This window comes from Stenotrophomonas sp. STEN008 (genome assembly GCF_056760435.1).
In genome coordinates this window covers 30036-56746 of sequence record NZ_JBRRET010000012.1, presented here as the reverse complement: position 1 = coordinate 56746, position 26711 = coordinate 30036, and the positions used below count along the sequence as shown (strand labels likewise).

The following is a 26711-nucleotide window of genomic DNA, read 5'->3' as shown; positions in this document are numbered from 1 at the left end:
GTCACCGGACAGTGGAGGGGGACAGCAGTTCGATCTCAGCCAGCTGCAGGCGTCCCGGCGCAGTTACGCGCAGGCGGTACTCGGCATAGCGTGAGGGCGAGGCGATGCGGAACGGACGGGTCTGCCGCGCAGCACTGAAGTCTTCGCCACGCCGCTGGTCCAGCGTGGTCCAGCGGCCGACGCCGTTACGGGCTTCCAGCGTCCATCCAGCCCCCCGGATCGGCCCTTCGCCGCTGGTCAGCGTATACATCGTCGGCGCGCCATCACCCACGGCGCCCAGCATGAGGGTGGCACCCGCGCCCAGCGGAACGGCCGTGGTCGCATCGTCGTCCAACAGCGCGGGCACCACGCGGCCATCGGCCAGCGCAGCGCGCGCGCCGCTGCCCAGCAGATCGTGCAGCATCTGCGGTCGCTGGCCCGGTGCGGTCAGCGAACGGGGCACGTCGTCGGCGCCTGTGCCCCAGCGCGAAGGCTGCGGGCCCATCTCGAAGTCCAGCGTCGCGCCCTTGGCGATCACCTCGTGCGGTACCCAGGTCCGGGTCCATGGCGTGCCGTTGATCTTCAGCGACTGGACGTAGACGTTCTCCGCGGAGTTCTGCGGCGCGTTGACGGTCAGCACCGCGCCACCCTGCAGTTCCACCCGGGCGTGCCTGAATGCCGGGGAGCCGATCACGTATTCCGGCGCGCCCATCCGCAGTGGATACAGGCCCAGCGAAGCCAGCACGTACCACGCGGACGTCTCGCCATTGTCCTCATCGCCCGGATAGCCCTGGCCGATCTCGCTGCCCACGTACAGCCGCGACAGGATCTCGCGCACGTGCTGCTGGGTCTTCCAGGGCTGCCCGGCGTACAGATACATCCACGGGATATGGTGCGCCGGCTGGTTGCTGTGCGCGTACATGCCCATGCGCACGTCGCGCGCTTCGGTCATCTCATGGATGATGCCGCCGTAGGAGCCTGCAAACGCTGCATCGGCGGTCTCCGGCGTGGCAAAGAAGGCATCGAGCTTGGCGGCCAGCCTGTCGCGGCCACCGTACAGCGCGGCCAGGCCCTCGCCATCGTGCGCGGCGGTGAAGGCGAACGTCCAGCCGTTGGATTCGGTGTAGTCGTGGCCCCACACGCGCGGATCGTAGTCCTTGGCGTCCACGCGCCAGCTGCCGTCGGCCTTGCGGCCCTGGAAGAAGCCGGCGGCAGGGTCGAACAGGGTCGCGTAGCCGGCAGCGCGGTAGCGGAAGTAGTCGGCTTCGGTGCTGTAGCGCTCGCGCTGCGCGGCGGTGGTCGCGCGCTTGGCCAGTGCCTCGGCCATGTTGGCGATGCCGAAGTCGTTCAGCGCGCCTTCCATCGTCCATGACATGCCTTCATGCACGTCGGCACTGGCATAGCCGCGGAACGTCGAGCGGTCCATGCCCTTGCGCCCTACATGGCGATCGGGCGGTACCACGGTGGCATTCTTCAGCGCCGCGGCATAGGCCTCGGCGGGATCGAAACCGCCGACGCCCTTCAGCCATGCGTCGGCGAAGGCCACGTCGGAACTGGTGCCGACCATCAGGTCCGCGTAGCCCGGCGATGACCAGCGGGCGATCCAGCCGCCCGCGCGGTACTGCTCGATGAAACCCTGCACGAGCTGGCCGGCGTCCTCCGGCGTGAACAGTGCGTACGCCGGCCACGTCGTGCGGAACGTATCCCAGAAGCCATTGTTGACGAACACCCGGCCATCGCGCACGCCACTGAAGGTGCGACTGTCACTGCCATCGGTGTTGTTCTCGCTGGCGCTGGCCTGGTTGGCGTAACGCCACTCGGGGGCGGCAGCGCTGCCGACGTTTTCGTGGCCGGAGTTGGGATACAGGTACAACCGGTAGAGGCTGGAGTACAGCGTGGTTTTCTGGTCGTCCGTGGCATCGCCGATATCGAAGCGGGCCAGGCGCGCATCCCAGGCATCCTGGGCGCGGCCGGCCACGCTTTCCAGCGTATCCGTGGCGGAAATCTCCAGAGCAAGGTTGTGCCGCGCCTGTTCGAGCGAGATCAGCGAGGTGGCAATGCGCATGGTGACGCGGCGATCGCTGCCGGCATCGAACTTGATGTAGCCGGTCGGGCGGCCGCTGTCGATGCGTCCGCTGTTGCGCCAGGGCCGGTCGAAGCGGGCCACCACGAACATGCGGCCGGCACCGTTGGACAGGCCGCTGCGGGTGTCGGTGTAGCCGGACAGTGTCTGCGTGGCCGCATCCAGTGTCAGCCCGCCGCGTGCGTCCACATTGTCGAACAGCAGGTTGGCATCACCTTCCGCAGGGAAATCGAAGCGGAAGACCGCGGCGTGGTCCGTCGGCGCGATGGAGGCGGCGATGCCGTTGTCGAAGCGCACGTCGTAGCGGTAGGGGCGCGCGTTCTCGTGCGTGCGGTCGAAGGACAGTGCCCGCTTGCTGCGGTCGGCCTCGGGCACACCGCGGCTGGCCGATGGCATCACCTGGAAGGTCTGGCGGTCGCCCATCCAGGGACTGGGCTGGTGACTCAGCGCGAGCGCCTGCAGCTGCGGGCGGTTGTTCGCATCGTTCTGCTCGTTCCAGCGGTACAGCCAGTTCAGTGCACCGGCATCGGTCACCGGGGTCCAGAAGTTGAAGCCGTGCGGCACCGCCGTGGCCGGGAAATTGTTGCCGCGCGAGAACGTGCCATTGGCCTGCGTACCGCGGGTGGTCAGCACCCAGTCCGAGACCCGCTGCGGCACTTGCCGCGGCTGCGCATCCAGGCGCACGTCATCGATCCAGCCGGACACCGGCGCACCGTCGGCGCTGGCCACTTCCAGCTCGATGGCGACCACCCGGCGGCCGCGCAGCGCAGGCACATCGCCCAGGCGTACGGCCTTGCGCGCCCACTGCTGCGGGTACAGCGTTTTCGAATCGCCCTGCGCACGCGCGCCCACGGCGATGCCGTGCTGATCACGCGCGGAGCTGGCCGATACACGGCTGCCATCGTCCAGGCGCAGGTCCAGCGAGACGTAGGTGGAGGCCACCGTGTCCTTGTCGACGATCTCCGGCAGCACCAGCCAGGACAGGGTGGTGTCGGCGTCGATGGTCAGGTCCGTGCTGAACAGGTCGCGCCGCGCCGCGCCGCCGTCGGCCTGGTAGTGCAGCGCGCGCAGGCCGCTGTAGCCGGCGTTGCGCTTGGCCGCATACGGCGCCGCCGGACCGGTGCCGATCTGCACCTGCAGCGCGCCGCCGGCCTTGGCCGGTGCGGGCTCACCTGCTTCGAACGAGGTCTGCAGGCCCTGTGCCACTGCGGGCAGGGCGGGCGTGGCGCAGGCCAGGGCCAGGGCGAGCGGAAGCAGGGCGCGGCGCGGATCGGAAAGGGTCATGCAGGGTCTCCCGGAAGGGCAGGCGGCAGGCAGGACCCGCATCGGCACGTACCACGGCCAGCATCGCGCCCGCCGCCCAGGGGCGGTGGAAAGGAGCGATGCCGGTCCGGTGGGGGCGGGCCATGCGATCGGGTCGTCGGAGTGGTCCCGATCCTGCCTCAGTGCGTTGCCCCCTGACAAGTGCAATTAGTTCGATCCAAATCCGGGAAAAACGTTTCATTTCAAATTATTGACAGAGGGGATTGGATCGATTTAAAAGTGGCCGGGGTCCAGGCCCGGGGAAGGCGGCGTCCTTCCCGTCCCGATCCCAACCCTTCCATCTGTCCCGGAACACCCTGCATGCCCTGATCCGGGCGGGCGGCCTGCGCTTGCTGCTGCTGCCCGTCACCACCGTCCATCCACGACCCTCCCGTCCGTCCCCCACCGGCAGGACCGTCATCCGTCTCTGGAGAGCGCTTGATGAAACCGAGGTTGCTGTCGTTGTTGATGTCTTCGCTGCTGCTGTCGCCGCTGGCCGTGCAGGCCCAGTCCTCCAACGCAGGGGAGGGCGCCGATCCGCCGCGTACGCGCGACCTGGATGCGGTCACGGTGACCGGGTCGCTCATTCCGCGCGCGCAGGTGGAGGGCCCCTCACCGGTGACGACCATCACCGCCGAGCAGATCCAGGCGCAGGGTTTCACCACGGTGTTCGATGCGCTGCGCTCGCTGCCGGTCTCCAATGGGTCGGTGCAGGATTCCCAGGGAACCGGCTTCTACACTCCGGGCGCCAAGACCATCAGCCTGTTCGGTCTGGACCCCAGCTACACCCTTACCCTCATCAACGGGCGGCCGATCAACAGCTATCCGCTGGCCTACAACGGCAACACCAGCATCGCCGACATTGCCAACATCCCGCTGGGCATGGTCGAACGCATCGATGTGCTCACCGGTGGCCAGTCCTCGGTGTATGGCTCCTCGGCCGTGGCCGGCGTAGTCAACATCGTGCTGAAAGACCGCGTGGAAGGCACCCATCTGCGCTACCGCGTCGGTGGTTACAGCCAGGGCGGCGGTTCCAGCCAGCGCTTCAGCGCCAGCAGTGGGCAGACCTTCGGCAACCTCGATATCAGTTACGGGCTGGAATACACCAACCAGAAGGCGATCTACGCCTTCGACCGCAGCCGCATCGACAGCGTCAACGACAACCCGACCGGGCCGCAGGATCCATCGCGCAGCTTCCTGCGCATGCGCCAGGGGCCCAACGCCTACATCGACCCGGGCGCGGCCACCTGCGCGCCGCTGTCGAATCTGTTCGGTGGCAGCACCGTGTACGCGCACCGCGACATTTCCGGCGGTGGCTACTACTGCGGCACCCCCGACAACGTCGGCACCGCGTCGCTGTACAACGCCAGCCAGGACGTCAACGCGACCACCTTCCTGCGTTATCACCTCAGCCCGGATACCGAGTTGTACTCGGACATCCTGTTCGGCTTCAGCCGGCCGACCTACAGCGGTGGCAGCCCGTTCTGGAACAAGACCTTCTACAACCGCACCAGCGGCCAGTACGAGCAGTGGCAGCGCATCTACGCGCCCGAGGAAGTCGGCCTGGATGCCAAGGACCAGCGCGTCTACACGCGATCGCTGAACGTCACCGCCGGCGTGCGTGGCGTGCTGGGCAGCTTCGACTACGACGTCTACGTCAACCGTTCCAGCACCGATGTCACCCGCAAATCCACCGACTTCCTCGCCCGGAACGGCGTGGACGATTACTACCTGGGGCCGATGCTGGGCATGCAGGATGGCTACGAGGTCTACGCCCCGGACCTGTCGCGCCTGTACCAGCCGATCACCCGCGACCAGTACGACAGCTTCAGCGGCCTCAACCGTGCTGCATCCAGCGCGTCGCGCACAGCAGTGACGGCACTGCTGACCCATCGTTCGCTGTTCACCCTGCCGGCCGGCGACGTCGGTTTCGCGCTGATCGCCCAGGGCCAGCGCGAGAAGTTCTTCAACCAGTCGGCCGATCCCGATGCCGGTGTGCTGTTCCGCGGGCAGACCGCCGGCACCTCGGCGCAGGGCCAGCGGGACCTGTACGCGCTGGGTGCGGAACTGCAGGTGCCGATCATCGATACCTTCAGCGCCAATCTGTCCGGCCGCTACGACAAGTACGCCCTGCAGGGCGGTGGCGGCAACGGCAAGGCGACCTGGAAGCTTGGCCTGGAGTACCGGCCGATCGAATCGCTGCTGCTGCGTGGCAGCTACGCCACTGCGTTCCGTTCGCCGGACATGTTCTACCTGTTTTCCCGCGAGAGCAGCGGCTATACCACCAACACCGACCTCTACCAGTGCCGGCAGGCCGGTTACACCTCCGACAACTTCGATGACTGCGAGCAGTCCGGGTTGGCGGTGCTGTCTTCCAGTACCGGCAACCGCGATCTGAAGGACATCACTGCACGCACGTTCACCTATGGTGCGGTGTGGTCGACACTGGACAACGCGCTGACGTTGTCGGTGGACTACAACTCGGTGGTGATCGAGAACGAAGTACGCATCCTCGGTACCGACAGCATCCTCGACACCGAGGCCAACTGCCGGCTGGGCGTATCGGAGAACGGGCAGACCCGCTTCGACATCACCTCGCCCACCTGCCAGCAGGTCCTGGGCCAGGTGCAGCGCAAGCCGGCCACCGATCCGCTCAACCCCAACGGTGTGGACAAGGTGTTCTCCTACCCGATCAACATCGCCAGCCAACGCCAGACCGGTGTGCAGGCAGCGCTGGACTATCGCTGGGGTACCTCCTCGGTGGGAGATTTCACGGTCAACGCGGGCTACTACCGCCCGCTCAAGCACACCACCCAGGACAAGGAAGGCGATCCGGTCTACGACCAGTTGTGCTGCGGCAATTCCAATGAACTGCAGTACCGGGCCACGCTGGGCGTGAACTGGAAGCGCGGGCCGTTCAGCGCCAGTGCGTTCGGCGTGCGCAACGCGCCCACCTGGGACAGCCGTGGCGAGCAGCGCAACATCGGCCCGTGGACCACCTGGAACGCCACGGTCGGCTACCGCATCAATGACCTGGCCAGCCTGCTGCTGACGGTCAACAACCTGACCGACGAGATGCCGCCGATCGACCGCAGCAACGGCAACTGGCCGTACTACGATCAGGGCATCTACAACGCCTATGGCCGCTCGGCCTTCCTGGAGCTGTCGCTGGACTTCCAGTAGGCCGGGCGCTGGCAGGTCCCGGCTGTCAGGGGACGGGGGCAAGGAAAGGACAGGGGCGGCCGGGTCGCCGCCCCAGGTGCTAGAATCGCAGGCCTCGCAATCCGTTCATCGACATCCGCCATGAGCCATACCGCCACCGCGCCCGCCAACGCCGAGAAGCGCTACACCGTGCACCGCAGCGACCTGCCGCTGAGCTGCCCGACCCCGGAGATGGCGCTGTGGAACTCGCATCCGCGGGTCTACCTGGCGATCGAAGACGAACCCAACGGTGAAGCGCAGTGCCCGTACTGCGGTTCCGTGTTCGTACTGGCTGACTGAACGGCCTTCACCGATGCGTCGACTGACCGTGGTGCAGTTGCTGCCGGCGCTGCACTCCGGCGGCGTCGAGCGCTCGACCCTGGAAATCGCGTCGGCACTGGTGGCAGCCGGCCATCGCGCGCTGGTGGTGTCTGCCGGTGGCCGCCTCGTTGAACCGCTGCTGGCCAGCGGTGCCGAGCATCTCACCCTCGATATCGGCCGCAAGTCGCTGCTGACCCTGCGTCATCTGCCGACCCTGCGTCGCCTGTTCGCCGAGGTCGGCGCCGATATCGTGCACGCCCGCTCGCGCCTGCCCGCATGGCTGGGGCTGTATGCGATCCGGGCGATGCCGCAGGCGCAGCGGCCGCACTGGGTAACCACCGTGCACGGGCTGAACTCGCCCAGCCGCTACAGCGCGGTGATGACCAGCGGCGAGCGGGTGATCTGTGTCTCCAACAGCGTGCGCGCATACGTGCAGCGCCACTATCCGACCGTGCCGGAGGACCACCTGCGGGTGATCCCGCGTGGTGTCGATGTCAGTCAGTTCCCGCGGGTGGCGCGCGGTGATCGCCGGCCGCGCCTGTCGCTGGTGGCGGACTACCCGTGGCTGGCCGGGGTGGACGGGCCGCTGCTGCTGCTGCCGGGCCGTGGTACGCGCCTGAAGGGGCACACGCACGCGCTGCAGCTGCTGGCCGACGTCCGCGCTGCCGGCGTGCCGGCGCAGCTGTGGATGCTGGGCACCGACGAGCCGGGGCGCGAAGCCTATGTGGCCGACCTGCGCCGCCAGGCCGCCACGCTCGGCATCGCAGACGCGGTCCACATCAGCACGCCGACCGCCCGCATTGCCCAGGCCTATGCCGCCAGCGATCTGGTGCTGCAGCTGTCCGACAAGCCCGAAGCCTTCGGTCGTACTGTAGTGGAAGCACTGTCGGTGGGCCGGCCGGTGCTCGGCTGGAACCACGGTGGGGTGGGCGAACTGCTGCAGCAGCTCCAGCCCACCGGCGCGGTGCCGGTGGGAGATGCGCAGGCACTGGGTGAACGTGCGCTGGCCCTTCTGGCGCAGCCGCCATCGTTGCCGGGCCGTATCCCGTTTACCCTGCAGGCCATGCAGCGCGATACCCTCCGTCTCTATGCCGACCTCGCAGGCTGACACCGCAGCGGTCCTGCGCGATGAACGCGCCGGGCGCTGGGCGCCCTTGTGGGTGCTTGCCTACGTGGCGTTGTGGCCGCTGCCAGGCATCGCCGAGACCGTCCTGGGCCTGGGTGCAATCTATGCCGCAGTGCGCATGGTCATCCGCCGCCTGCAGCGCCGGCCGCATCTGCTGAGCCCGGCGGCCTGGGCGCTGACCTCGATCCTGTTCCTCGGCTACTGGTTGCCGCAGGCATTTTCCGCATTCGATGCGATCGACCCGTCGGCCTCGTGGACCAAGGCGGCAGGAGGCCTGCGCTACCTGCCCTTCATGTGGCTGGTAGCGATCGCAGTGGCCACGCCGGAGCGGCGCAGACTCAGCCTGGGTGGACTGGCGGTGATCACCGGCGCCTGGACGCTGGATGCGCTGGTACAGGCGGTGGCCGGCACCAGCCCATGGTTCTGGTCGCTGGAGCAGCTCAAACTGGCAATCAGCGGGCGTGCGCTGTGCCCGGCCGATGAAGCGGCGTTGGCCGACCGGCTCAGTGGCGTACTGGGCCCGTGCAACCTGAAATTCGGCCAGGTGCTGGCCAGCCTGTCGCCGTTCCTGCTGCTGCCGCTGGCGCGCCGCTTCGGTGCTGCCGGCTGGCTGCTGGCCGCTGCAGCCCTCGGCAGTGTGTTGCTGCTGGCCGGCTCACGCGCCTCGTGGATCACCTTCGCGCTCGTGCTGGCCTACAGCGGCATGCGCCAGTTCGGCTGGAAGCGGCTGGCGCTGTTGGCGATGGTCGGGGTCCTGGGGGCCGGGGTCCTGGTTGCCAGTGTGCCGCAGCTGCGTGAGCGCGTGCTGCGCACGACGATGGCCTGGGATGGGGACGAGACGGGCGTCGACCAGGCGTTGTCCGGGCGTGCGCGAATCTGGAGCGCAGCGGCGTGCATGATCGAAGCACATCCGATCAACGGTGTCGGCGCGCGTGGCTTCCGCGATGCGTATCCCGCCTGCGTCGCAGGGGAGGGAACCGCGGTGTGGGGCGCGGAACCGGCCCTGCACGCGCACCAGATCGTGCTGGAGATCCTGGCCGAGACCGGCGCGCTGGGCCTGCTGTTGTGGCTGGCCGCCGTGGCACAGGCCTGGCGGGCGTGGCGCTTCGCACCGACCGCGGCCCGCGAGCGGGCGCGGCCGGCGATGCTGGCGCTGGCGGTCACCGTGTTCCCGCTCAACACCCACCTGGCGTTCTACTCTGCGTTCTGGGGTGGGCTGACCGTGCTGCTGGCGGCGCTGTTCGCCGGCAGCCTGCTGGCGCATGACGCGGATGACTCACCACGCGTCGGCTGATCGCAGATCCATGACCGTTTGACTGTTTCAGTTCAAGGTGCAAACGTCGCTGCGACGACCCCTGAAGTTGCTGCCCTTGTTGTAGTACCGAGTGCAGGCGTCTAATGCCAATCTTCACCCCTCCCAGCAGTTGGGCGGGGGGCACAGAACAGGAGTCTTGAGATGAAGATCGCTTATGTGGCGACTGCTGCAGCACTCTATATCGCCATACTCTCCATCATCGTGTTCAAGGCAGCCCTGGATCAGGGCAATGTCGTAAACATGATCTTCTCGGCGTCGTCCTTCACGATCCTTCTTTCACTGATCAAGGTGATTGTGGATGACGTGCGACTCCATCGGTCGTCTGGCTATCCCGGGCAGCGCTGATAAAGTTCCTGTGCTGTCTCGGGTCGCCATTCTGTTCCACGGTTATTTGTAGAAGTCGCTGCGCCCGCCGGGCTGGCGCTTGAAGCGGCGATGGATCCACAGGTACTGGTCAGGGGCTTCGCGCACCATCTCCTCGATCGCCTGGTTGACGCGCGCGGTATCGGCTTCCACATCCTCGCTCGGGAAGTTCTCCAGCGGCGCGCCGATCTTCAGGAAGTACTTCCCGCCTTCGCGGCGGTGGAAGTACGGAATGACCGCGCAACCGGTCATCCGCGCCAGCTGGTGGGTGGCGGTGATGGTGGCGGCGGTGTGGCCGAAGAACGGAACGAACACGGTGTCCTTGCCACGCATGTCCTGGTCGGGGGCATACCAGAGGAAGCCGCCCTTCTTCAGGTGGCGCACGGTGGCGCGGATGTCCTCGTTGGCGAACATCGCCTTGGCATAGCGCAGGCGGCCGAACTTCACCGCCCACTCGTACACCGGATTCTTATGTTTGCGGTACATGCCGGACAGGTCGACGTAGTCGCACAGCAGGCGGCCGCACATCTCCAGGGTCATGAAGTGCCCGGACACCAGCAGCACGCCGCGACCCTCGGCCTGCATCTGCCGCAGGTGCTCCAGCCCTTCGATCTGCACCTGCGGGCGGATGCTGTCGATGCTGCCCCACCAGGCACGGATGCACTCGAACACGCCCACGCCCAGGGCATCGAAGCTGTCGCGAACCAACCGCTTGCGCCAGGCATCGTCCTTTTCCGGGAAACACAGTGCGAGATTGACCTCGGCTGCACGGCGACGGCTGCCGGCCAGGCGCCAGGCGATCGACCCCACCCCGCGACCGAGGGCGCGCTGCAGCATCCACGGCAGGCGGGCGATGGCGAAAGCGCCGTACATGGCGGCGAACATCGGCCAGTTGCGGGGATCGCGCAGTGACGGGCGGACGGCAGTGGAGGCATCGGACATGGCGCCATTCTAGCAATCCGGCTGCGTGTCTTTCCCGGGGGTGTCCCGTATCCTTGCCGCATGCGCAAAGACCCTGTCGAATGGATCCTGCGCGGCCTGTATTCGGTCGTGCTCTACATCCTGCTGCCGATCACCGTGTACCACCTGGTCTGGCGCGGCTTCCGGGTCCGTGAGTATTTCCGCCGCTGGGACGAGCGCTACGCCTCCTATCCCCAGCCCAGCGGCCAGCCACGGGTCTGGCTGCATGCGGTCTCGGTGGGCGAGGTCAACGCCGCCGCGCCGCTGGTCAACGCCCTGCGCCAGCAGCGCCCGGATATCCGCTGGGTCATCACCACCATCACTCCCACCGGCTCCGAGCGCGTGCGCGCGCTGTGGGGCGATGCGCTGGACCACGTCTACCTGCCGTATGACGTGCCCGGCAGCGTCAACCGTTTCCTCGGCCACTTCCAGCCCAGCCTGGCGCTGATCCTGGAAACCGAGCTGTGGCCGAACATGCTGTTCGGCTGCCGTGACCGCGACATTCCGGTCTACATCCTCAATGCCCGCCTGTCGGCCCGCTCGCTGCGTGGCTACCGGCTGCTGGCCGCGCTGATCCGCCGCGCGCTGCGCACGGTGACGTGCGTGGCAGCCCAGTCGCAGGACGACGCAGAGCGCTTCGTGCAGCTGGGGGCGGCGCCTGACCAGGTGCAGGCACTGGGCAACCTCAAGTTCGACATCGCCACGCCGGACGTGCAGGCCTTCATCGAACAGTTCCACGCACGGGTGCCGGACACGCGACCGGTCTGGATCGCGGCCAGTACCCATGATGGCGAAGAGCAGGCGGTGATCGATCTGCACCGGCGCCTGCGCCAGCACCATCCGGACCTGCTGCTGCTGTGGGCACCCCGGCATCCCGAGCGCTTCCCGAAGGTGGAGGCGCTGGCGCGCGAGCAGGGCTGGAACGTGGCGACCCGCCGTGCGCAGCAGTGGCCGTCCGCCGATACCGATGCCTTCATCATCGACACCCTCGGCGAACTGATGCCGTTCTATGGCTGTGCGCAGGTCGCCTTCGTCGGCGGCAGCCTGCAGCCGATCGGTGGCCACAACCTGCTGGAGCCGGCGGCGATGGGCACTGCCGCGGTGACCGGTCCGCACCTGCACAATTTCTCGGAGATCTCGCGGCGCATGCGCGAGGCCGGTGCGCTGTTGATCGGCGAAGACGTGCAGGCGGTCGGCGGTCTGCTGCAGCACCTGCTGGAGGATCCGCAGGCCCGCGAGGACATGGCGCACGCTGGATGCACGCTGGTCAGCAATGGGCGCGGCGCGCTGCAGCGGACGCTGGCGCTGGTGGCCCCGCACCTGCCACCGCCCCGCGGCTGAGCCGCACGCGGCGCGCTCGCCGCCGTACTGTCGCGATCAACTGGATTAAGCCTGCTTGACGGCTATCGTTCTGTCGTAGCAGGACCGGTCGCCGACGCCGCAACGTGCCTCGGATCACACCTCGCGGCATGCAGATGCAAATCTGATATCGATTGCCCGCACAGGCTGCCAGCCTGATGTCGACCGTGCTTGGACGGCATCAAGGGAGCTTGAGATGAGCGGCAGCGATGGCCATTGGCTTGGAATGGATCATCTGGGCGTGATCCTGATGACGTTGCTGCTCGGTGGCAGTGTCATCGCACGGGTCGGTCAGTACACGGCGGCGCAGGCGGGGCCGGCCGTCGTTCTCAGTCTGCTGCTCGCAGCCCTCGGTGCGGCGCTGGTGCTGGCACGCCTGTACAGGGTGGTGACGCAGGCGGATATGGCCGATGGCCTGCATGGCCTGCATGGCCTGCTGGTGGCCGGCTGGGGGCGGTCGATTGCCCGCGTACTGTGCCTGGCGTTGTTGCTGGAGTGCACGGCGACGCTGGCGGGTGCGGCGCAGTCCGGGGCTGGCCATCTGCATGCGGCACTGGCGGCGGCGAGCGCATCCAGCGCCGGTACGCTGCCGGTGCAGGTGACAGCCGCTGCAGGCCTGCTGCTATTGGGAGCCACCGCGCTGATGCGACCGGCGCGGACGGTGCTGCTGGTGTGCGCGCTGTTGACCGTGAAGATCGGCATCGGCGTGCTGCTGCTGGCGCTGGCGGCCCGGTATGTGCACTACGCGCACTGGATCCCATGGGTTCCCCCCGCCACTGCACCGTATCGCTTCGGCCTGGGAGGCGTGCTCACTGCGGCTGTGCCGCTGCTGGGCATCTTTGCCAGCGCCGGCCTGGCACTGGGCGTTCCCGGGGTGCCTGTTGGCGGGCTGGCGCGACGCCCACTGACGATGCTCATGGTGCTCGTCGCGGCGACGCTGATGCTGATCGCACTGGCCGCACTGCAGGCGGGCCTGGTCGACTATCCAGCGCTGGCCAGCAGCCGGCCCTTGACGGTTGCGCTGCGAAGCCATCCCCAGTTGTCCTGGATGTTGCCGTGGCTGCCGCTGGCAGGCTATGCAGGGTTGGCGGCGCTGCAACTGGTGCTGCTGATGCTGGCGACGCGGCTGGCGCTGCCGCTGTGGCCGCTTGGAAACGAGGGCGACCCACCGGCGGCGTGCGTGGCGACCGTGGCGATCATCCTGTTGGCGACCCTGCTGGCGCTGTGGCTGCCGGCCGGCGTCTTGCCGGCGATGCCGGGGCCGGTGGGACTGCTGGTGGTGGCCGCCGTGTGCCTGGGAGGACTTCAGCGGCGCAGCGAGGTGACGCGCTCGCCTGCCGACGCCGTGCTGGGCATGGCGGCAGCAGCGTTGTGCCTGCTGCCGCTCCTGCGCTAGATCACATCGCCGCGGCACAAACAGAAAAGCCACCCGGCCGGGTGGCTTTCCGTCAAAGCGGGTGACGACTTACTGCGTGGTCGTGGCGGGATTGCCCGCGTCCTGGGTCAGCAGGCGATTGATGTCCTGCAGTTCGGCCACGTCCAACGCGCCCAGCGACTGGCTCAGCAGCAGGCGGTTCTGCAGGAAGGTGTAGCGGGCCTGCGCGTAGTCCAGCTGTGCCGAGAACAGGATGCGCTGGTTCTGGATCACGTCCAGCACGGTACGGGTACCCACTTCCAGGCCGACCTGCGAGGCGTCGTACGCGCTCTGTGCCGAGACGACGGCCAGGCGGCGTGCCTCCACCTCGCTGATGCCCTGCACCAGGGTCTGGTAGGCATTGCGGGTGTTGCGATCCAGCGCGCGCTTTTGCTGCTCGTAGCCATCCTGGGCGATGTCACGCTGGGCCAGCGCCTGGCGCACGCCGGACTGGGTGGCGCCGCCGGCGAAGATCGGCACGCTGAGGGTCAGGCCGATGCTGTTGGTGCGCGCATCCGGGGACAGCGAACCCGAACCGGTGCTGTCGCCCCAGGTCGCGGTCTTGCCCCAGCTGCCGCCCAGCGACAGCGTCGGGTAGTGGGCGCCACGGGCGGCCTGCACGCCGGCCTCGGCCGCGCTGACCTTCAGCTCCTGTGCCTTCAGCGAGGGGTTCTGGCTGGTTGCCTGCTGCACCAGTTCATCGATGTTGCCGCGGTTGGCCGGCACTTCGGGACGGAAGTCGGCCGGCAGCCCCTTGAGGTTCAGCACCGGCTGGCCGGTGAGTTCGGTCAGCGCCTGGTAGTTATCGGCCAGGGTGTTCTGCGCGACGATGGTGTTGGCGCGGGCCTGGTCATACTGCGCGCGCGCTTCGTGCACGTCGGTGATCGGCGCCAGGCCCACTTCCAGGCGCTTGTCGGCGAAGTCGAACTGCTTCTTCGCGGCCGCTTCGTTGGTCTGTGCGGCATTCAGCGATTCGATCGCCACCAGCACGTTGAAGTAGGCCGCCGAGGTGCGGACGATCAGGCTGTCGTTGGCCGAATCCAGGGTGAAGTCAGCCGCCTTGCTCAGTTCGCGCTGCGAGCGCAGGTTGTTGATCTGCGTCCAGTTGAACAGGGTCTGCGAACCGTCGATCGTGTAGTTGCGGCGCTTGCTGCTGACCGTGCCGGTATTGGCATCGGCGTTGGCTTCGCTGCGTGTGCGGTTCAGCGTGGCCTGGCCGTTGATCTGCGGAAGCAGGGCAGCGCGCGCCTGCACGGCGCCTTCCTTGTCGTACAGCCGGGTGGATTCGGCGGCCGACAGCTGCGGATCGCCGTTGCGCGCCATCTCGTAGACCTGCAACAGGTCAGCGGCATGGGCAGACAACGGCAGCAGGGCAGTGGCCAGCGCAACAGCGAGGGATCGGCGGATCATTGCGGCTTCCTTGGACTCAGAGGTGGAACTGGGGTGCCGGGGCGGCACCGCGCAGGTAATCGATATCGGTCTCGAACAGGGATTCGGTGCTGCCATCGGCCTTGATCAGAAGCGCTTCCATCGCCGGCGAACGGCCCTGGATCACGAACAGGCGACCACCCGGACGCAGCCACGAGGCGAACTGTGACGGCACCACGTTGACAGCACCAGTGACACAGATCACGTCAAAGCGACGTTCGGTCTGCCACGCCAGCGCGTCAGCCACTTCCACACGGACGTTGGTACCCAGGCCGGAGGCATCCAGTCGCGCACGCGCGGCGGTCGCCAGTTCCGGATCGATCTCCAGGCTCAGCACGTCGCGCGCCAGCGCGCCGATGCAGGCGGCCAGGAAGCCGCTGCCCGTGCCGATCTCCAGCACTTCGTCACCCGGTTGCAGGTCCAGCGCCTGCAGGGTACGGCCCTCGATGACGGGCTTCATCATCTTCTGGCCATTGCCGATCGGCAGTTCAACATCGGCGTAGGCCAGTGCCCGGTGCGCGTCGGCGACAAAGGCCTCGCGCGGCAAGCGGGCCAGGACGTCGAGCACCTTGATGTCCAGCACGTCCCAGGGACGGATCTGCTGTTCCACCATCAGTTCGCGGGCGTGGGCGTAATCAATCGTCATGAGGTTCAAATCCAGCGCAGTGGGCCGGCCATTTTACCGGTGCCGGAGGCCGGCGGCGCGCCCAGAGCATCCGCTGCCGGGGGGCCGGGGTCGCAGTGCCGGAAGTCATCGCGACCACCGGTTCGTTCAGCTTTGCCGTTTCAGCCGGTTCCGGCTCCTCCGGGCGCATAGGCGCGCAGGAAGAAGTCGACGCTGGCCGCCACGTGGGTGACAGGATCGATCTCCACCGATGACAGTGGCATGCCGCACATCATATGCATGTGCACTTCACCCTTGACCAGGGTCAGGAACTGCTGCCCGGCCAGGTGATGGTCGGGAATCTGCAGCTCGCCCCGCTCGCTGCGCGAGCGCAGGAAGTCGGCCAGCGCCTCGCAGGTGCGCTCGGGCCCGGCCTGCCAGAACAGCTCACGCAGGCGTTCGTCGGTCTCCGGGGCCATCATCACCCGTTGGATCGAGATCGCCGCGTCGGAGGTGATCAGCTTGAAGAAGGCCAGGCCGATCCCGATCAGCTGGTCTCGCAGTGGCCCTTCGGCGTCGGCCACGAACAGCGCATCCGGCAGCATCTCGATGCATTTGGACTGCACGGCCTCGGAGAACAGGGTCTCCTTGTCGCCGAAATGGCTGTACACCGTCAGCTTCGACACGCCCGCCTGGGCAGCGATGCTGTCCATGCTCACACCGGTATAGCCCTGTTCGATGAACAGGGTCTTGGCCGCCTCGAGGATCGCCGCGCGCTTGCCAAGATCCTTGGGACGCCCGGGTCCGGCGGCCTTGGCAGCAGGCTTGGCCGACGGCTTGCGGGAAGTGGAAGAACTCATTGCGGTAATACTAGACCAAGCGGTTCGATATTTATACTATACCGGCCAGTTTACTAAATTGGGCCGGACGTTGCGGCTCCCCTGCTGAACTCAGTGTTGTCAGGACGTTGACCGATGAAGATCGTGCGCTGGATGGGCGGTATCGTGTGGGTGGCTGCGCTGGCAGCCTGTTCGGGACAGGAGCAGGCGCCACCGGCGGCCGTGCCGGTGCTGGTGGTGCATCCCGGCGAGCAGGTCGGGCAGGCGCCGGCGGCGTTTCCCGGTACGGTCCGGGCACGCCAGGAGAGCCCGCTGTCGTTCCGCGTCGGCGGCAACCTGGTCAAGCGCCATGTGGACGCCGGCCAACGGGTGAAGAAGGGGGAGGTGCTGGCCGAGCTGGATGTCGCCGACTTCGCCCTGCAGGCGCGCGCCTCGCAGGCGCAGCTGGCCGCGGCCGAAGCCGATCTGGTACGCGCCCGCGACGATCTCAAGCGCTACCAGGTGCTGGCCGACCAGCAGCTGGTCAGCCGCTCGCAGCTGGATCAGCAGTCTGCCGCGTTCAAGGCCGCGCAGGGCCAGGCCAACGCGGCCCGGGCCAACCTGGACGTGCTGCGCAACCAGGCTGGCTACGCCCAGCTGCGTGCGCCGGCCGATGGTGTGATCGCCAGCCGTGAGGCGGAAGCCGGGCAGGTGGTGGCCGCGGGCCAGACCATCTTCAACCTGGCCGCAGACGGTGGCCGCGAAGTGCTGATCGACCTGCCGGAAGCCACCATCCGCGACTACGCGGTAGGCCAGCCGGTGGAGGTGGAGCTGTGGAACCGCCCGGGGCAGCGCCTGCCCGGCACGATCCGCGAGATCGCCGCCGCCGCCGATCCGCAGGCGCGGACCTACGCAACCCGGGTCAGCCTGCCCGCCGATGCACTGGCCGATGTCGAGCTGGGGCAGAGCGCGCGCGTGTTCAGCAGCGCCGGCCGCCACGGCACCCTGCAGCTGCCGATGGCCGCTCTCCAGCGCGGTGCAGGTGGCGCAACCAGTGTGTGGGTGGTGGACCCGGCCAGCAGCACGTTGAAATCGGTCACCGTCAGCACGGGCGCCTATGGCATCGACGCCGTGCCGGTGCTGTCCGGCGTGGACGCCGACGACTGGGTGGTGGCTGCGGGCGGCCATCTGCTGCGATCCGGCCAGCAGGTCGTCGCGGTGGACCGGCAGAATCGCCCGGTGCTGAAGCCCGCAGCGCCGGCTGCCGCACCGAAGGCGAAGGAGTAAGCCTGTGCGCCGTTTCAATCTATCCGAATGGGCGCTGGGCAACCGCGCGCTGGTGCTGTTCGCCATGCTCGCCTTCGCCCTCATCGGCGCCTGGTCGTACAAGCATCTGGGCCAGTCCGAGGATCCGCCGTTCACCTTCAAGGTGATGGTGGTACGCACGATGTGGCCGGGCGCGACCGCCGAGCAGGTCTCGCGCCAGGTGACCGAGCCGATCGAGAAGGCGCTGCTCAACACCGGGCAGTACGAGTTCATCCGCTCCTACTCGCGCCCGGGCGAGTCGCAGGTGATCTTCGCGGCCAAGGACAGCCTGCGCTCCAAGGCCATTCCGGACCTGTGGTACCAGGTGCGCAAACGCGTGGGCGACATCAAGCCGAACCTGCCGCGCGAAATCGTCGGTCCGTTCTTCAACGATGAGTTCGGCGACACCTTCGGCAACATCTACGCGCTGACCGGGCAGGGCTTCGACTACGCCGTGATGCGTGACTACGCCGATCGCATCCAGCTGGAACTGCAGCGGGTGCCGGACGTGGGCAAGATCGAGCTGCAGGGCCTGCAGGACGAGAAGGTCTGGATCGAGCTGTCCAACACCAAGCTGGCCACGCTGGGCGTGTCGCTGCAGCAGGTGCAGCAGGCGCTGGCCGACCAGAACGCGATCAGCGCCACCAGCTTCTTCGAGACCCCGACCGATCGCGTGCAGCTGCGCGTGACCGGCCAGTTCCAGAGCATCGATGACATCCGTCGCTTCCCGATCCAGGCCGGCGACCGCACGGTGCACCTGGGCGATATCGCCGAGATCAAGCGCGGCTTCGCCGATCCGGCGTCGCCGAAGATGCGCTTCATGGGTGAGGATGCGATCGGCATTGCGGTCGCGATGAAAGACGGCGGCGACATCCTGAAGCTGGGCTCCACGCTGGATGCCGAGTTCGAGCGCCTGCAGAAGACGCTGCCGGCGGGCATGCACCTGCGCAAGGTCTCCGACCAGCCGCATGCGGTGGAAGAGTCGGTGGGTGAGTTCGTGCAGGTGCTGACCGAAGCGGTGGTGATCGTGCTGCTGGTGAGCTTCTTCTCGCTGGGCCTGCGTACGGGCCTGGTGGTGGGCGTGACCATTCCGCTGGTGCTGGCGATGACCTTCTTCGTCATGCACTACTTCGATATCGGCTTGCACAAGATCTCGCTGGGCGCGCTGGTGCTGGCGCTGGGCCTGCTGGTGGACGATGCGATCATCGCGGTGGAGATGATGGCCACCAAGATGGAACAGGGCTACGACCGCCTGCGCGCGGCCAGCTTCGCCTGGGAATCCACGGCGTTCCCGATGCTCACCGGTACGCTGATCACGGCGGCAGGTTTCCTGCCGATCGCCACGGCGGCGTCAAGCACCGGTGAGTACACCCGTTCGCTGTTCCAGGTGGTGACCATCGCGCTGGTGGTGTCATGGATTGCGGCGGTGCTGTTCATTCCGTACCTGGGTGACAAGATGCTGCCGGATCTGTTCAATCCGCAGCTGCCCAAGCCGGACAGCCTGGCCGGTCGCTGGCGTGCGAAGCGCCTGGCCTGGGCCGATCGCCATCCGGCGCTGCTGCGCTGGGTCGCACCGAAGGAGCATGCACACGACCACGATCCGTACCAGCGGCCGTTCTACACGCGTTTCCGCCGTTTCCTGGACATGTGCCTGCGCCACCGCTGGTGGGTGATCGCAGCAACGGTGGCCCTGTTCGTGTTCTCGCTGCTGATGTTCCGCTTCGTGCCGCAGCAGTTCTTCCCGGATTCGACCCGCCCGGAACTGATGGTGGATATCGAACTGGCTGAAGGCGCGTCTCTGCAGGCCACGCAGGCGCAGGCCAGCAAGCTGGAAAAGCTGCTGAAGGGCCGTGAGGGCATCGCCAACTATGTGGCCTATGTGGGTACCGGTTCGCCGCGCTTCTACCTGCCGCTGGACCAGCAGCTGCCGGCGACCAACTTCGCGCAGTTCGTGGTGCTCACCGAAGACGCCAAGGCGCGCGAGGCCACGCGCGATTGGCTGCTGAAGGACGTGATCCCGCAGTTCCCGGATGTGCAGATGCGCGTGACGCGGCTGGAGAACGGTCCGCCGGTGGGCTACCCGGTGCAGCTGCGGATCTCCGGCGAGCACATCGAGCAGGTGCAGGCGATCGCACGCCAGGTACAGGACAAGGTGCGGGAGAACCCGCATGTGATGAACGTGAACCTGGACTGGAGCGAGCCGAGCAAGGTCGTGCGGCTGGTGCTTGACCAGGACCGTGCGCGCGCGCTGGGCGTGAGCAGTGCGCAGGTGAGCCAGCTGCTGGGCACTTCGCTGTCGGGCATGAGCGTGAGCACCTATCGCGAGGGCAATCGCCTGATCGAGATGCTGCTGCGGGGGCCGGAGAACGAGCGCGTGCAGCTGGGCATGCTGGGCAGCCTGGCCATTCCCACCGCCAGTGGCACGTCGGTGACGCTCTCGCAGGTGGCGCGCCTGGAGTACGTGTTCGAGGACGGCATCATCTGGCATCGCAACCGCCTGCCGACCGTGACCGTGCGTGCCGATATCAGTGACGGCAGCCAGGCGCTGGACGTGGTGCAGCAGATCCTGCCGACGCTGGATGGCATCCGCGCTGCACTGCCGAGCGGTTACCTGCTGGAAACCGGCGGAACGGTGGAGGATTCGGCACGTGGCCAGGACTCGATCAAGGCAGGCATGCCGTTGTTCCTGATCGTGGTCGCAACGCTGCTGATGCTGCAGCTGCGCAGCTTCTCGCGTGCCGCGATGGTGCTGGTGACGGCACCGCTGGGCATCATCGGCGCGACCTTGTTCCTGCTGCTGTTCCGTGCACCGTTCGGGTTCGTGGCGCTGCTGGGCACAATCGCGCTGGCCGGCATGATCATGCGCAACTCGGTGATCCTGATCGACCAGATCCAGCAGGACATCGATGCCGGGCATGATCGCTGGCATGCGATCATCGACGCGACGGTACGGCGTTTCCGCCCGATCGTGCTGACCGCCCTGGCGGCGGTGCTGGCGATGATTCCGCTGTCGCGCAGCGCGTTCTATGGCTCGATGGCGATTTCGATCATGGGCGGGTTGATCGTGGGTACCGTGCTGACCCTGGTGTTCCTGCCGGCGCTGTATGCGGCGTGGTTCCGGGTGAAGCCGGATGAATCCGGGGCGTAATGCCCCGGGTTCCAGGGCCGCCGCCTCTGGCAGGTGCCAACCCTGGTTGGCACGGCGCGTTGCATCCACGCATGCTCGCGGGATCTGCTTTCTGTAGAGCCGAGCCATGCTCGGCTGCTCTTTGCGCGATGATGGGATGAGTCGAGCATGGCTCGACTCTACAGAAGCATCCATGCATGGCGTGGATCTACTGCAGTTGCAGGCCGCTCCGCAGCAGTGGTACCAGCCACTCCAGGAATACGTGCACGCGCTGTGCCCGATGCTGCCGATGCGGTTGCAGCAGGGTCACCGGCAACGGTTGTGCGACGTGCCGTGGCATCACTTCCACCAACGTGCCGGACTGCAGCTCGTCCTGCACGTCATAGCGCGGAATCTGCAGCAGTCCCAGTCCGGCCACGCAGCAGGCGATCGAGGCTTCGGCGCTGTTCACCCGCACCCAACCCTGCATGGGCAGCGTGCGCAGCTGGGTTCCGTCCTGCCATTCCCACGGTTCCACCCGCGCGGTCGTCGGCGAGGCGTAGTTCACCGCCCGGTGCTGCTGCAGGTCCGTCGGTTGCTGCGGGACGCCGTACGCGCGCAGGTAGGACGGCGCGGCCACGTTGACGAAGTCCAGCGTGCCCAGCGTGCGCGAAACCAGGCTGGAATCGCCCAGCTGGCCGACCCTCAACACCGCATCGCAGCCTTCCTCGATCAGGTTCACTGCGCGGTCGGTCATGCCCAGATCCACCTCCACCTGTGGGTAACGGGCGAAGAAGTCAGGCAGCGCTGGTGCCACGATGCGCCTGCCGATGCGGCTGGGTACGTCGATCCTCAGCAGGCCGACCGGCTGCGCGTCCTCCTGGCGGAACAGCGATTCGGCATCTTCGACCTCGGCGATCAGGCGCAGGCAGCGGGCGTGGAACACATCGCCATCGTGGGTGGTGGAGACGCGTCGCGTCGAGCGTTGCAACAGGCGCGTACCCAGCCGCTGCTCCAGTTCGGCGACCGCCGCCGATACCGTGGAACGGGGCAGTCCGAGCTGGTCGGCGGCGCGGGTGAAGCTGGCGCACTCCACCACCCGGCTGAAGATGCGGAAGCGGTCGATCCGATCCATTGTTCGCTCGTTCTGGAAAGTTAAGTCAATGTTGCGGGCTTTATCCGCATTTTCCGCACGATATCGTCATCGGGGCAGGGTTGCCATCCCGGACAGCCCCACTCCGAGACCGAAGCCATGACCGACCACTCCCTCAAGGGCAAGACCGTGCTGATCGCAGGCGGTGCCAAGAACCTCGGTGGCCTGCTCGCCCGCGATTTCGCCGCCCACGGCGCCGGGGCCATCGTCATCCATTACAACAGCGACGCCAGCCAGGCCGACGCCGAAGCGACCGTCGCGGCGGTCCAGGCTGCGGGCAGCAAGGCCGTGGCCCTGCAGGGCGACCTGACCTCCGCTGCCGCCATGGAGCGCCTGTTCGCCGACGCTGTCGCAGCCGTCGGCCGTCCCGATGTCGCCATCAATACCGTCGGCAAGGTCCTGAAGAAGCCGCTGCTGGAGATCAGCGAAGCGGAGTACGACGAGATGAGCGCGGTGAATGCCAAGGCGGCGTTCTTCTTCCTCAAGGAGGCCGGCCGTCACGTCAATGATGGTGGCCGCATCTGCACCCTGGTGACGTCGCTGCTGGGCGCCTACACGCCGTTCTACTCCAGCTATGCAGGCACCAAGGCGCCGGTGGAGCACTTCACCCGCGCGGCATCGAAGGAGTTCGGCGAGCGGGGCATCTCGGTGACCGCGATCGGTCCCGGGCCGATGGACACGCCGTTCTTCTATCCTGCCGAGAGTGCCGATGCGCAGGCGTATCACAAGACCGCGGCGGCGCTGTCCGCGTTCACCCGCACCGGTCTGACCGACATTGCCGACATCGTGCCGTGGATCCGTTTCCTGGTCACCGACGGCTGGTGGATGACCGGGCAGACGGTGCTGGTCAACGGTGGCTACACCACCAAGTAACCGGGCCACGCTGGGCGCGGCTCCACCGCACTGCACCTGTGGCGCCGGGCCATGCCCGGCTCATGCAACAGCCATCGGGCATGGCTCGACGCTACAGGTGCCGCCCGGCGGGTCAGCCCAGCTTCGCCAGTACGGCGTCGGTCGCCGCCGTCGTGCTCACGGCCTGGCCCTTTGCAGCCAGATCAGCAGTGAACACGCCATCATCCAGCACCGCGTGCACGGCCGCCTCCACAGCCGCCGCTTCGGCATCCAGGCCCAGCGAGTGGCGCAGCAGCATGGCCGCGCTGAGGATCGTCGCGTAAGGGTTGGCGATGCCCTTGCCGGCGATGTCCGGTGCCGAGCCGTGGATCGGCTCGTAGATGCCGACCGCACCCGGTTCTCCCAGCGATGCCGACGGCAGCAGGCCCAGTGAGCCGGCCAGCATTGAGGCCTCGTCGGTGAGGATGTCGCCGAACATGTTTTCGGTCACGATCACGTCGTATTCGCGTGGCTTGGCCAGCAGGTGCATCGCCATCGAATCGACCAGCTGGTGTTCCAGCGCGACGTCCGGGAACTCCTCGCGGCCGATACGGGCGGCGACGTCACGCCACAGGCGGGACGTCTCCAGCACGTTGGCCTTGTCCACCGAGGTCACCTTGCCTCGGCGCTGCTGTGCCAGGCGGAACGCGCTGCGCAGCACGCGCTCGATTTCGGCCACGGTGTAGCGGCAGAGGTCGCTGGCGCTGTCGGCATCGCGGGTCTTGTCGCCGAAGTAGATGCCGCCGGTCAGTTCGCGTACCACCACGAAGTCCACGCCCTTGAGCAGTTCGGCCTTGATCGGCGATGCCCCCAGGGCGGCATCATGGGTACGCACCGGCCGCAGGTTGGCGTACAGGCCCAGCGCCTTGCGGATCGCCAGCAGGCCCTGCTCGGGGCGCACCTTGGCGTTCGGGTCGGACCACTTCGGTCCACCCACTGCACCCAGCAGCACGGCATTCGCGGCCTGGCATGCGGCGAGGGTGGCGGCGGGCAGGGGCTCGCCATGGCGATCGATGGCGATGCCACCGATATCGTGCTCGCTGAACGTGAAGGTGTGGTTGAAGCGTTCGCCGATGGCTTTCAGGACCGCAACCGCAGCGGCGGCCACTTCCGGGCCGATGCCATCACCGGGGAGTACAACGATCTCAGCGTGCATGCTCACTCTCGTAACGTTCGATGTCAGGGACGCGGCCCAGCAGATAACCCAGTTGATCGACGCCTTCCAGCAGACAGGTCTGCGAGAAGCCATCCAGCGGGAAGGAGTAGACCCGGCCATCCGGCGTACGCAGCTCGCGTGCCGCCACGTCGATGGTCAGTTCGTCGTCGGGGCGCTGCATCAGTGCCTGAACGTCGGCTTCGTCCAGGACGATCGGCAGCAGGCCGTTCTTCAGTGAGTTGCCACGGAAGATGTCGGCGATCTCGCTGCTGACGATGGCGCGCAGGCCCAGGTCGGTCAGCGCCCACGGCGCGTGCTCGCGCGAGGAACCACAGCCGAAGTTGCGGCCCGCCAGCAGGATGCTGCGGCCGGCGTTGTGCGGCTGGTTGAAGGCGAAATCGGCCACCGGCGAACCGTCGGACTGCCAGCGCCAGTCATTGAACGCGTTGCGGCCCAGTCCGGCACGCTCGGTGGTGGACAGGAACCGGGCCGGAATGATCTGGTCGGTGTCGATGTTGGTCTGGCGCAGCACGACGCTGGACGAGGTCAAGGTGCGGAAACCGGCCATTACGCCACCTCCTGCGCGAACAGTTCGCGGGTATCGGCCACGTGGCCCTTCACCGCCGCCCAGGCGGCGCTCATCGGCGAGGCCAGCAGTGTGCGCGAGCCCGGCCCCTGGCGGCCCTCGAAATTGCGGTTGCTGGTACTCACTGCCAGTTGGCCGGGGGCGACCAGATCACCATTCATGGCGATGCACATCGAGCAGCCCGGCTCGCGCCATTCGGCACCGGCTGCACGCACGATCTCATCGATGCCCTCCGCTTCGGCCTGGCGCTTGACGATCTCCGAGCCCGGTACCACCAGCATGCGCACGCGCTCGGCGACGCGGCGGCCGCGCAGCACCTGTGCCACTTCGCGCATGTCGCTGAGGCGGCCGTTGGTGCACGAACCGACGAACACGACATCGACCGGCGTGCCGGCCAGTGCCTGGCCGGCCTGGAAGTGCATGTAGTCCAGGCCCTTCTGCGCGGCGGCGTCGTTGGCCGCAGGAATCGGCACATCGACCGCGATGGCGGTGCCGGGATGCGTGCCCCAGGTCAAGGTCGGACGGATGTCGGCTGCATCGATGTGGACTTCGCTGTCGAAGCGCGCGCCTTCATCGCTGCGCAGTTCCTGCCAACGGGCCACGGCCGCCTCGAAATCGGCGCCCTTGGGGCCGCGTGGCGTGTTGGCGACGAAATCGAAGGTGACCTGGTCCGGTGCCACCATGCCCGCGCGCGCGCCGGCCTCGATGGACATGTTGCACAGGGTCATGCGCTGCTCCATGTCCATCGCTTCGATGGTGCTGCCACGGAACTCGATCACATGGCCTGTGCCGCCGTTGACGCCGATCACACCGATGATGTGCAGGACCACGTCCTTCGCGCCGACGCCCGGCGCCAGGGGGCCGTCGACCGTGATTGCCAGCGTCTTCGCCTTCCGCTGCAGCAGGCACTGTGTTGCCAGCACATGACCCACTTCGCTGGTGCCGATGCCGAAGGCCAGCGAGCCGAACGCACCATGGGTGGAGGTATGGCTGTCGCCGCAGACGATGGTCATGCCGGGCTGGGTGAAACCCTGCTCGGGCGCGATGACATGGACGATGCCCCGGTTGTCCGAGCTCATGTCGAACAGTTCGATGCCGTGCTCGCTGCAATTGCGCGCAAGCGTGGCGACCTGCGCCTCGGAGGCGGCGCTGGCGTACGGCAGCCGGCCGTCGGCGGTGGCCGGCAGGGTCGGCGTGGAATGATCCATCGTCGCCTTGGTGCGGTCCGGCCGGCGTGGGCGGAGACCGCGTTCGCGCAGCTCGGTGAACGCCTGCGGCGAGGTCACCTCGTGGATCAGGTGCAGGTCGATGTACAGCACCGCAGGGGCGCTGTCGGATTCGGGAACGACCACGTGGGCGTCCCACAGTTTGTCGTACAGGGTGCGGGGTGCGGAGGTCATGCGGTTGCCTGGCAGAAGTACGATTGAACGAACATCGGGAAATAACGGGAAAGGGTCAAGTCAACGGCGGCGCGCGAGTACGCGCAGGCGCACGTAGTCAGCCAGCGGCTGGCCCGCCGCGTTGCGGGGCAGGTCGGCCAGCAGGGCCGCGGCGGCCTCGCGAACGGTGGCACGGGCCTCGACCGGCAGGTCGTCCAGCAGTGGTGCGGCGAACACCCGCAGCCATCCTGCCACGCCGGTCGGCAGTGCGGTGGGGCGCGGCAGGCATTCGATCAGCTGCACCTGGAAGCCGTGCTGGCGCAGGCGGTCGGCATAGGCGTCGGCGGTCGGGAAATACCACTGGAAACCGCTGGCGCCATGGCCATGCGCAGCACGTGCGGCCTGCACCGCGGCGATGATGGTCGCCACGTTGCCATGGCCACCGAACTCGGCCACGAAGCGGCCGCCGGGACGCAGTGCACGGCGCACGCCTTCCAGCACGGCGTCGGGGTGGCGCATCCAATGCAGCGCGGCGTTGCTGAACACCGCGTCGAACGCGCCGTCGAAGGACAGGGCATGGCCGTCCATCACCTGCGCATCTACGCCGCGCGCGCGCGCGGCGATCACCAGTTCCGGCGACGCGTCCACGCCGTGGATGCGTGCACCGCTCAACGCCAGTTCACTGCTGAGCACCCCATCGCCACAGCCCAGATCGAGGATGTGCTCACCGGCGCGCGGGTCGAGCAGGCGCGACACCGCGCCGCCGAGCAGCGGCACGAAGCCGGCATCGATCGCATAGTCCTGGGCGTTCCACTGCTGGCCCGCCGTAGCGGACGTGGTCGTGTCGAAGGCGCTCATGTCA

20 protein-coding genes are annotated in these 26711 nt (G+C 67.4%); 10 read left to right on the top strand and 10 right to left on the bottom strand.

The annotated features are described in order from the left end of the window. Position 1 precedes the first annotated feature (1 nt). Positions 2-3346, bottom strand: a complete 3345-nt coding sequence (locus ACVOME_RS08380; protein ID WP_481504973.1) for a GH92 family glycosyl hydrolase — start codon at positions 3344-3346, stop codon at positions 2-4. A gap of 459 nt (positions 3347-3805) precedes the next feature. Between ACVOME_RS08380 and ACVOME_RS08375 the strand changes: the two genes are divergently transcribed. The 5 genes from ACVOME_RS08375 to ACVOME_RS08355 all read left to right on the top strand — a co-directional run bounded on the left by ACVOME_RS08375 (position 3806) and on the right by ACVOME_RS08355 (position 9672). Continuing rightward, entirely contained in the window at positions 3806-6547 is a 2742-nt protein-coding gene (locus ACVOME_RS08375; protein ID WP_080375260.1) for a TonB-dependent receptor plug domain-containing protein, read from the top strand. 120 nt (positions 6548-6667) lie between these two features. Then, the gene (locus ACVOME_RS08370; protein WP_053517405.1) at positions 6668-6865 is read left to right on the top strand and encodes a zinc-finger domain-containing protein; all 198 of its coding nucleotides are present in this window, start codon (positions 6668-6670) and stop codon (positions 6863-6865) included. Positions 6866-6878: 13 nt separating this feature from the next. Beyond that, positions 6879-7994, top strand: a complete 1116-nt coding sequence (locus tag ACVOME_RS08365; protein WP_481504972.1) for a glycosyltransferase — start codon at positions 6879-6881, stop codon at positions 7992-7994. Then, positions 7975-9306: an O-antigen ligase family protein gene (locus ACVOME_RS08360; protein ID WP_481504971.1), complete on the top strand. Its 1332-nt coding sequence runs from the start codon at positions 7975-7977 to the stop codon at positions 9304-9306. Before ACVOME_RS08365 ends, ACVOME_RS08360 begins: the two co-directional genes overlap by 20 nt. Before the next feature lie 162 nt (positions 9307-9468). Further along, positions 9469-9672, top strand: coding sequence for a hypothetical protein (locus ACVOME_RS08355; RefSeq protein WP_193396797.1), 204 nt, complete (start codon positions 9469-9471; stop codon positions 9670-9672). 42 nt (positions 9673-9714) lie between these two features. On the opposite strand, the gene ACVOME_RS08350 is transcribed toward ACVOME_RS08355, so the two are convergent. Continuing rightward, positions 9715-10632, bottom strand: coding sequence for an LpxL/LpxP family Kdo(2)-lipid IV(A) lauroyl/palmitoleoyl acyltransferase (locus ACVOME_RS08350; RefSeq protein WP_053517401.1), 918 nt, complete (start codon positions 10630-10632; stop codon positions 9715-9717). Between the two features lie 60 nt (positions 10633-10692). Between ACVOME_RS08350 and waaA the strand changes: the two genes are divergently transcribed. Together waaA and ACVOME_RS08340 are read left to right on the top strand one after the other, a co-directional pair. Beyond that, positions 10693-11991, top strand: coding sequence for a lipid IV(A) 3-deoxy-D-manno-octulosonic acid transferase (gene waaA, locus ACVOME_RS08345; RefSeq protein ID WP_263175689.1), 1299 nt, complete (start codon positions 10693-10695; stop codon positions 11989-11991). A 214-nt stretch (positions 11992-12205) separates the two neighbouring features. Next, entirely contained in the window at positions 12206-13405 is a 1200-nt protein-coding gene (locus ACVOME_RS08340) for an amino acid transporter (RefSeq protein WP_481504970.1), read from the top strand. A 69-nt stretch (positions 13406-13474) separates the two neighbouring features. Here ACVOME_RS08340 and ACVOME_RS08335 read toward each other — a convergent pair whose 3' ends face one another. The 3 genes from ACVOME_RS08335 to ACVOME_RS08325 form a co-directional block, all read right to left on the bottom strand. Further along, positions 13475-14833, bottom strand: a complete 1359-nt coding sequence (locus ACVOME_RS08335) for a TolC family outer membrane protein (RefSeq protein ID WP_065175111.1) — start codon at positions 14831-14833, stop codon at positions 13475-13477. Between the two features lie 16 nt (positions 14834-14849). Further along, complete coding sequence (locus ACVOME_RS08330; protein WP_053520104.1) at positions 14850-15497, bottom strand: protein-L-isoaspartate O-methyltransferase family protein; 648 nt, start codon at positions 15495-15497, stop codon at positions 14850-14852. A 140-nt stretch (positions 15498-15637) separates the two neighbouring features. Continuing rightward, a complete protein-coding gene (locus ACVOME_RS08325) occupies positions 15638-16315 on the bottom strand; it encodes a TetR/AcrR family transcriptional regulator (protein WP_065175109.1) in 678 nt (225 codons plus the stop codon). A gap of 114 nt (positions 16316-16429) precedes the next feature. Here ACVOME_RS08325 and ACVOME_RS08320 point away from each other — a divergent pair, with 114 nt between their 5' ends. Next, the gene (locus ACVOME_RS08320; RefSeq protein ID WP_065181718.1) at positions 16430-17560 is read left to right on the top strand and encodes an efflux RND transporter periplasmic adaptor subunit; all 1131 of its coding nucleotides are present in this window, start codon (positions 16430-16432) and stop codon (positions 17558-17560) included. 4 nt (positions 17561-17564) lie between these two features. Further along, positions 17565-20726: an efflux RND transporter permease subunit gene (locus ACVOME_RS08315; protein WP_481504969.1), complete on the top strand. Its 3162-nt coding sequence runs from the start codon at positions 17565-17567 to the stop codon at positions 20724-20726. 187 nt (positions 20727-20913) lie between these two features. Here ACVOME_RS08315 and ACVOME_RS08310 read toward each other — a convergent pair whose 3' ends face one another. Next, entirely contained in the window at positions 20914-21819 is a 906-nt protein-coding gene (locus ACVOME_RS08310) for a LysR family transcriptional regulator (RefSeq protein ID WP_053520100.1), read from the bottom strand. A gap of 117 nt (positions 21820-21936) precedes the next feature. Between ACVOME_RS08310 and ACVOME_RS08305 the strand changes: the two genes are divergently transcribed. Next, the gene (locus ACVOME_RS08305) at positions 21937-22710 is read left to right on the top strand and encodes an SDR family oxidoreductase (protein WP_053520099.1); all 774 of its coding nucleotides are present in this window, start codon (positions 21937-21939) and stop codon (positions 22708-22710) included. 112 nt (positions 22711-22822) lie between these two features. On the opposite strand, the gene leuB is transcribed toward ACVOME_RS08305, so the two are convergent. Genes leuB through ACVOME_RS08285 form a run of 4 tightly spaced genes read right to left on the bottom strand, consistent with a single transcriptional unit; the run spans position 22823 to position 26707 of the window. Next, positions 22823-23884: a 3-isopropylmalate dehydrogenase gene (gene leuB / locus ACVOME_RS08300; protein ID WP_164152806.1), complete on the bottom strand. Its 1062-nt coding sequence runs from the start codon at positions 23882-23884 to the stop codon at positions 22823-22825. Further along, positions 23874-24452: a 3-isopropylmalate dehydratase small subunit gene (gene leuD, locus ACVOME_RS08295; protein WP_053520097.1), complete on the bottom strand. Its 579-nt coding sequence runs from the start codon at positions 24450-24452 to the stop codon at positions 23874-23876. Before leuD ends, leuB begins: the two co-directional genes overlap by 11 nt. Beyond that, a complete protein-coding gene (leuC, locus tag ACVOME_RS08290; protein ID WP_065181714.1) occupies positions 24452-25870 on the bottom strand; it encodes a 3-isopropylmalate dehydratase large subunit in 1419 nt (472 codons plus the stop codon). The genes leuD and leuC overlap by 1 nt, the downstream gene beginning before the upstream one ends. A gap of 60 nt (positions 25871-25930) precedes the next feature. Next, positions 25931-26707 (bottom strand): class I SAM-dependent methyltransferase, encoded by a 777-nt coding sequence (locus ACVOME_RS08285; RefSeq protein ID WP_481504968.1) that lies wholly within the window; start codon positions 26705-26707, stop codon positions 25931-25933. Between the last annotated feature and the right edge of the window lie 4 nt (positions 26708-26711).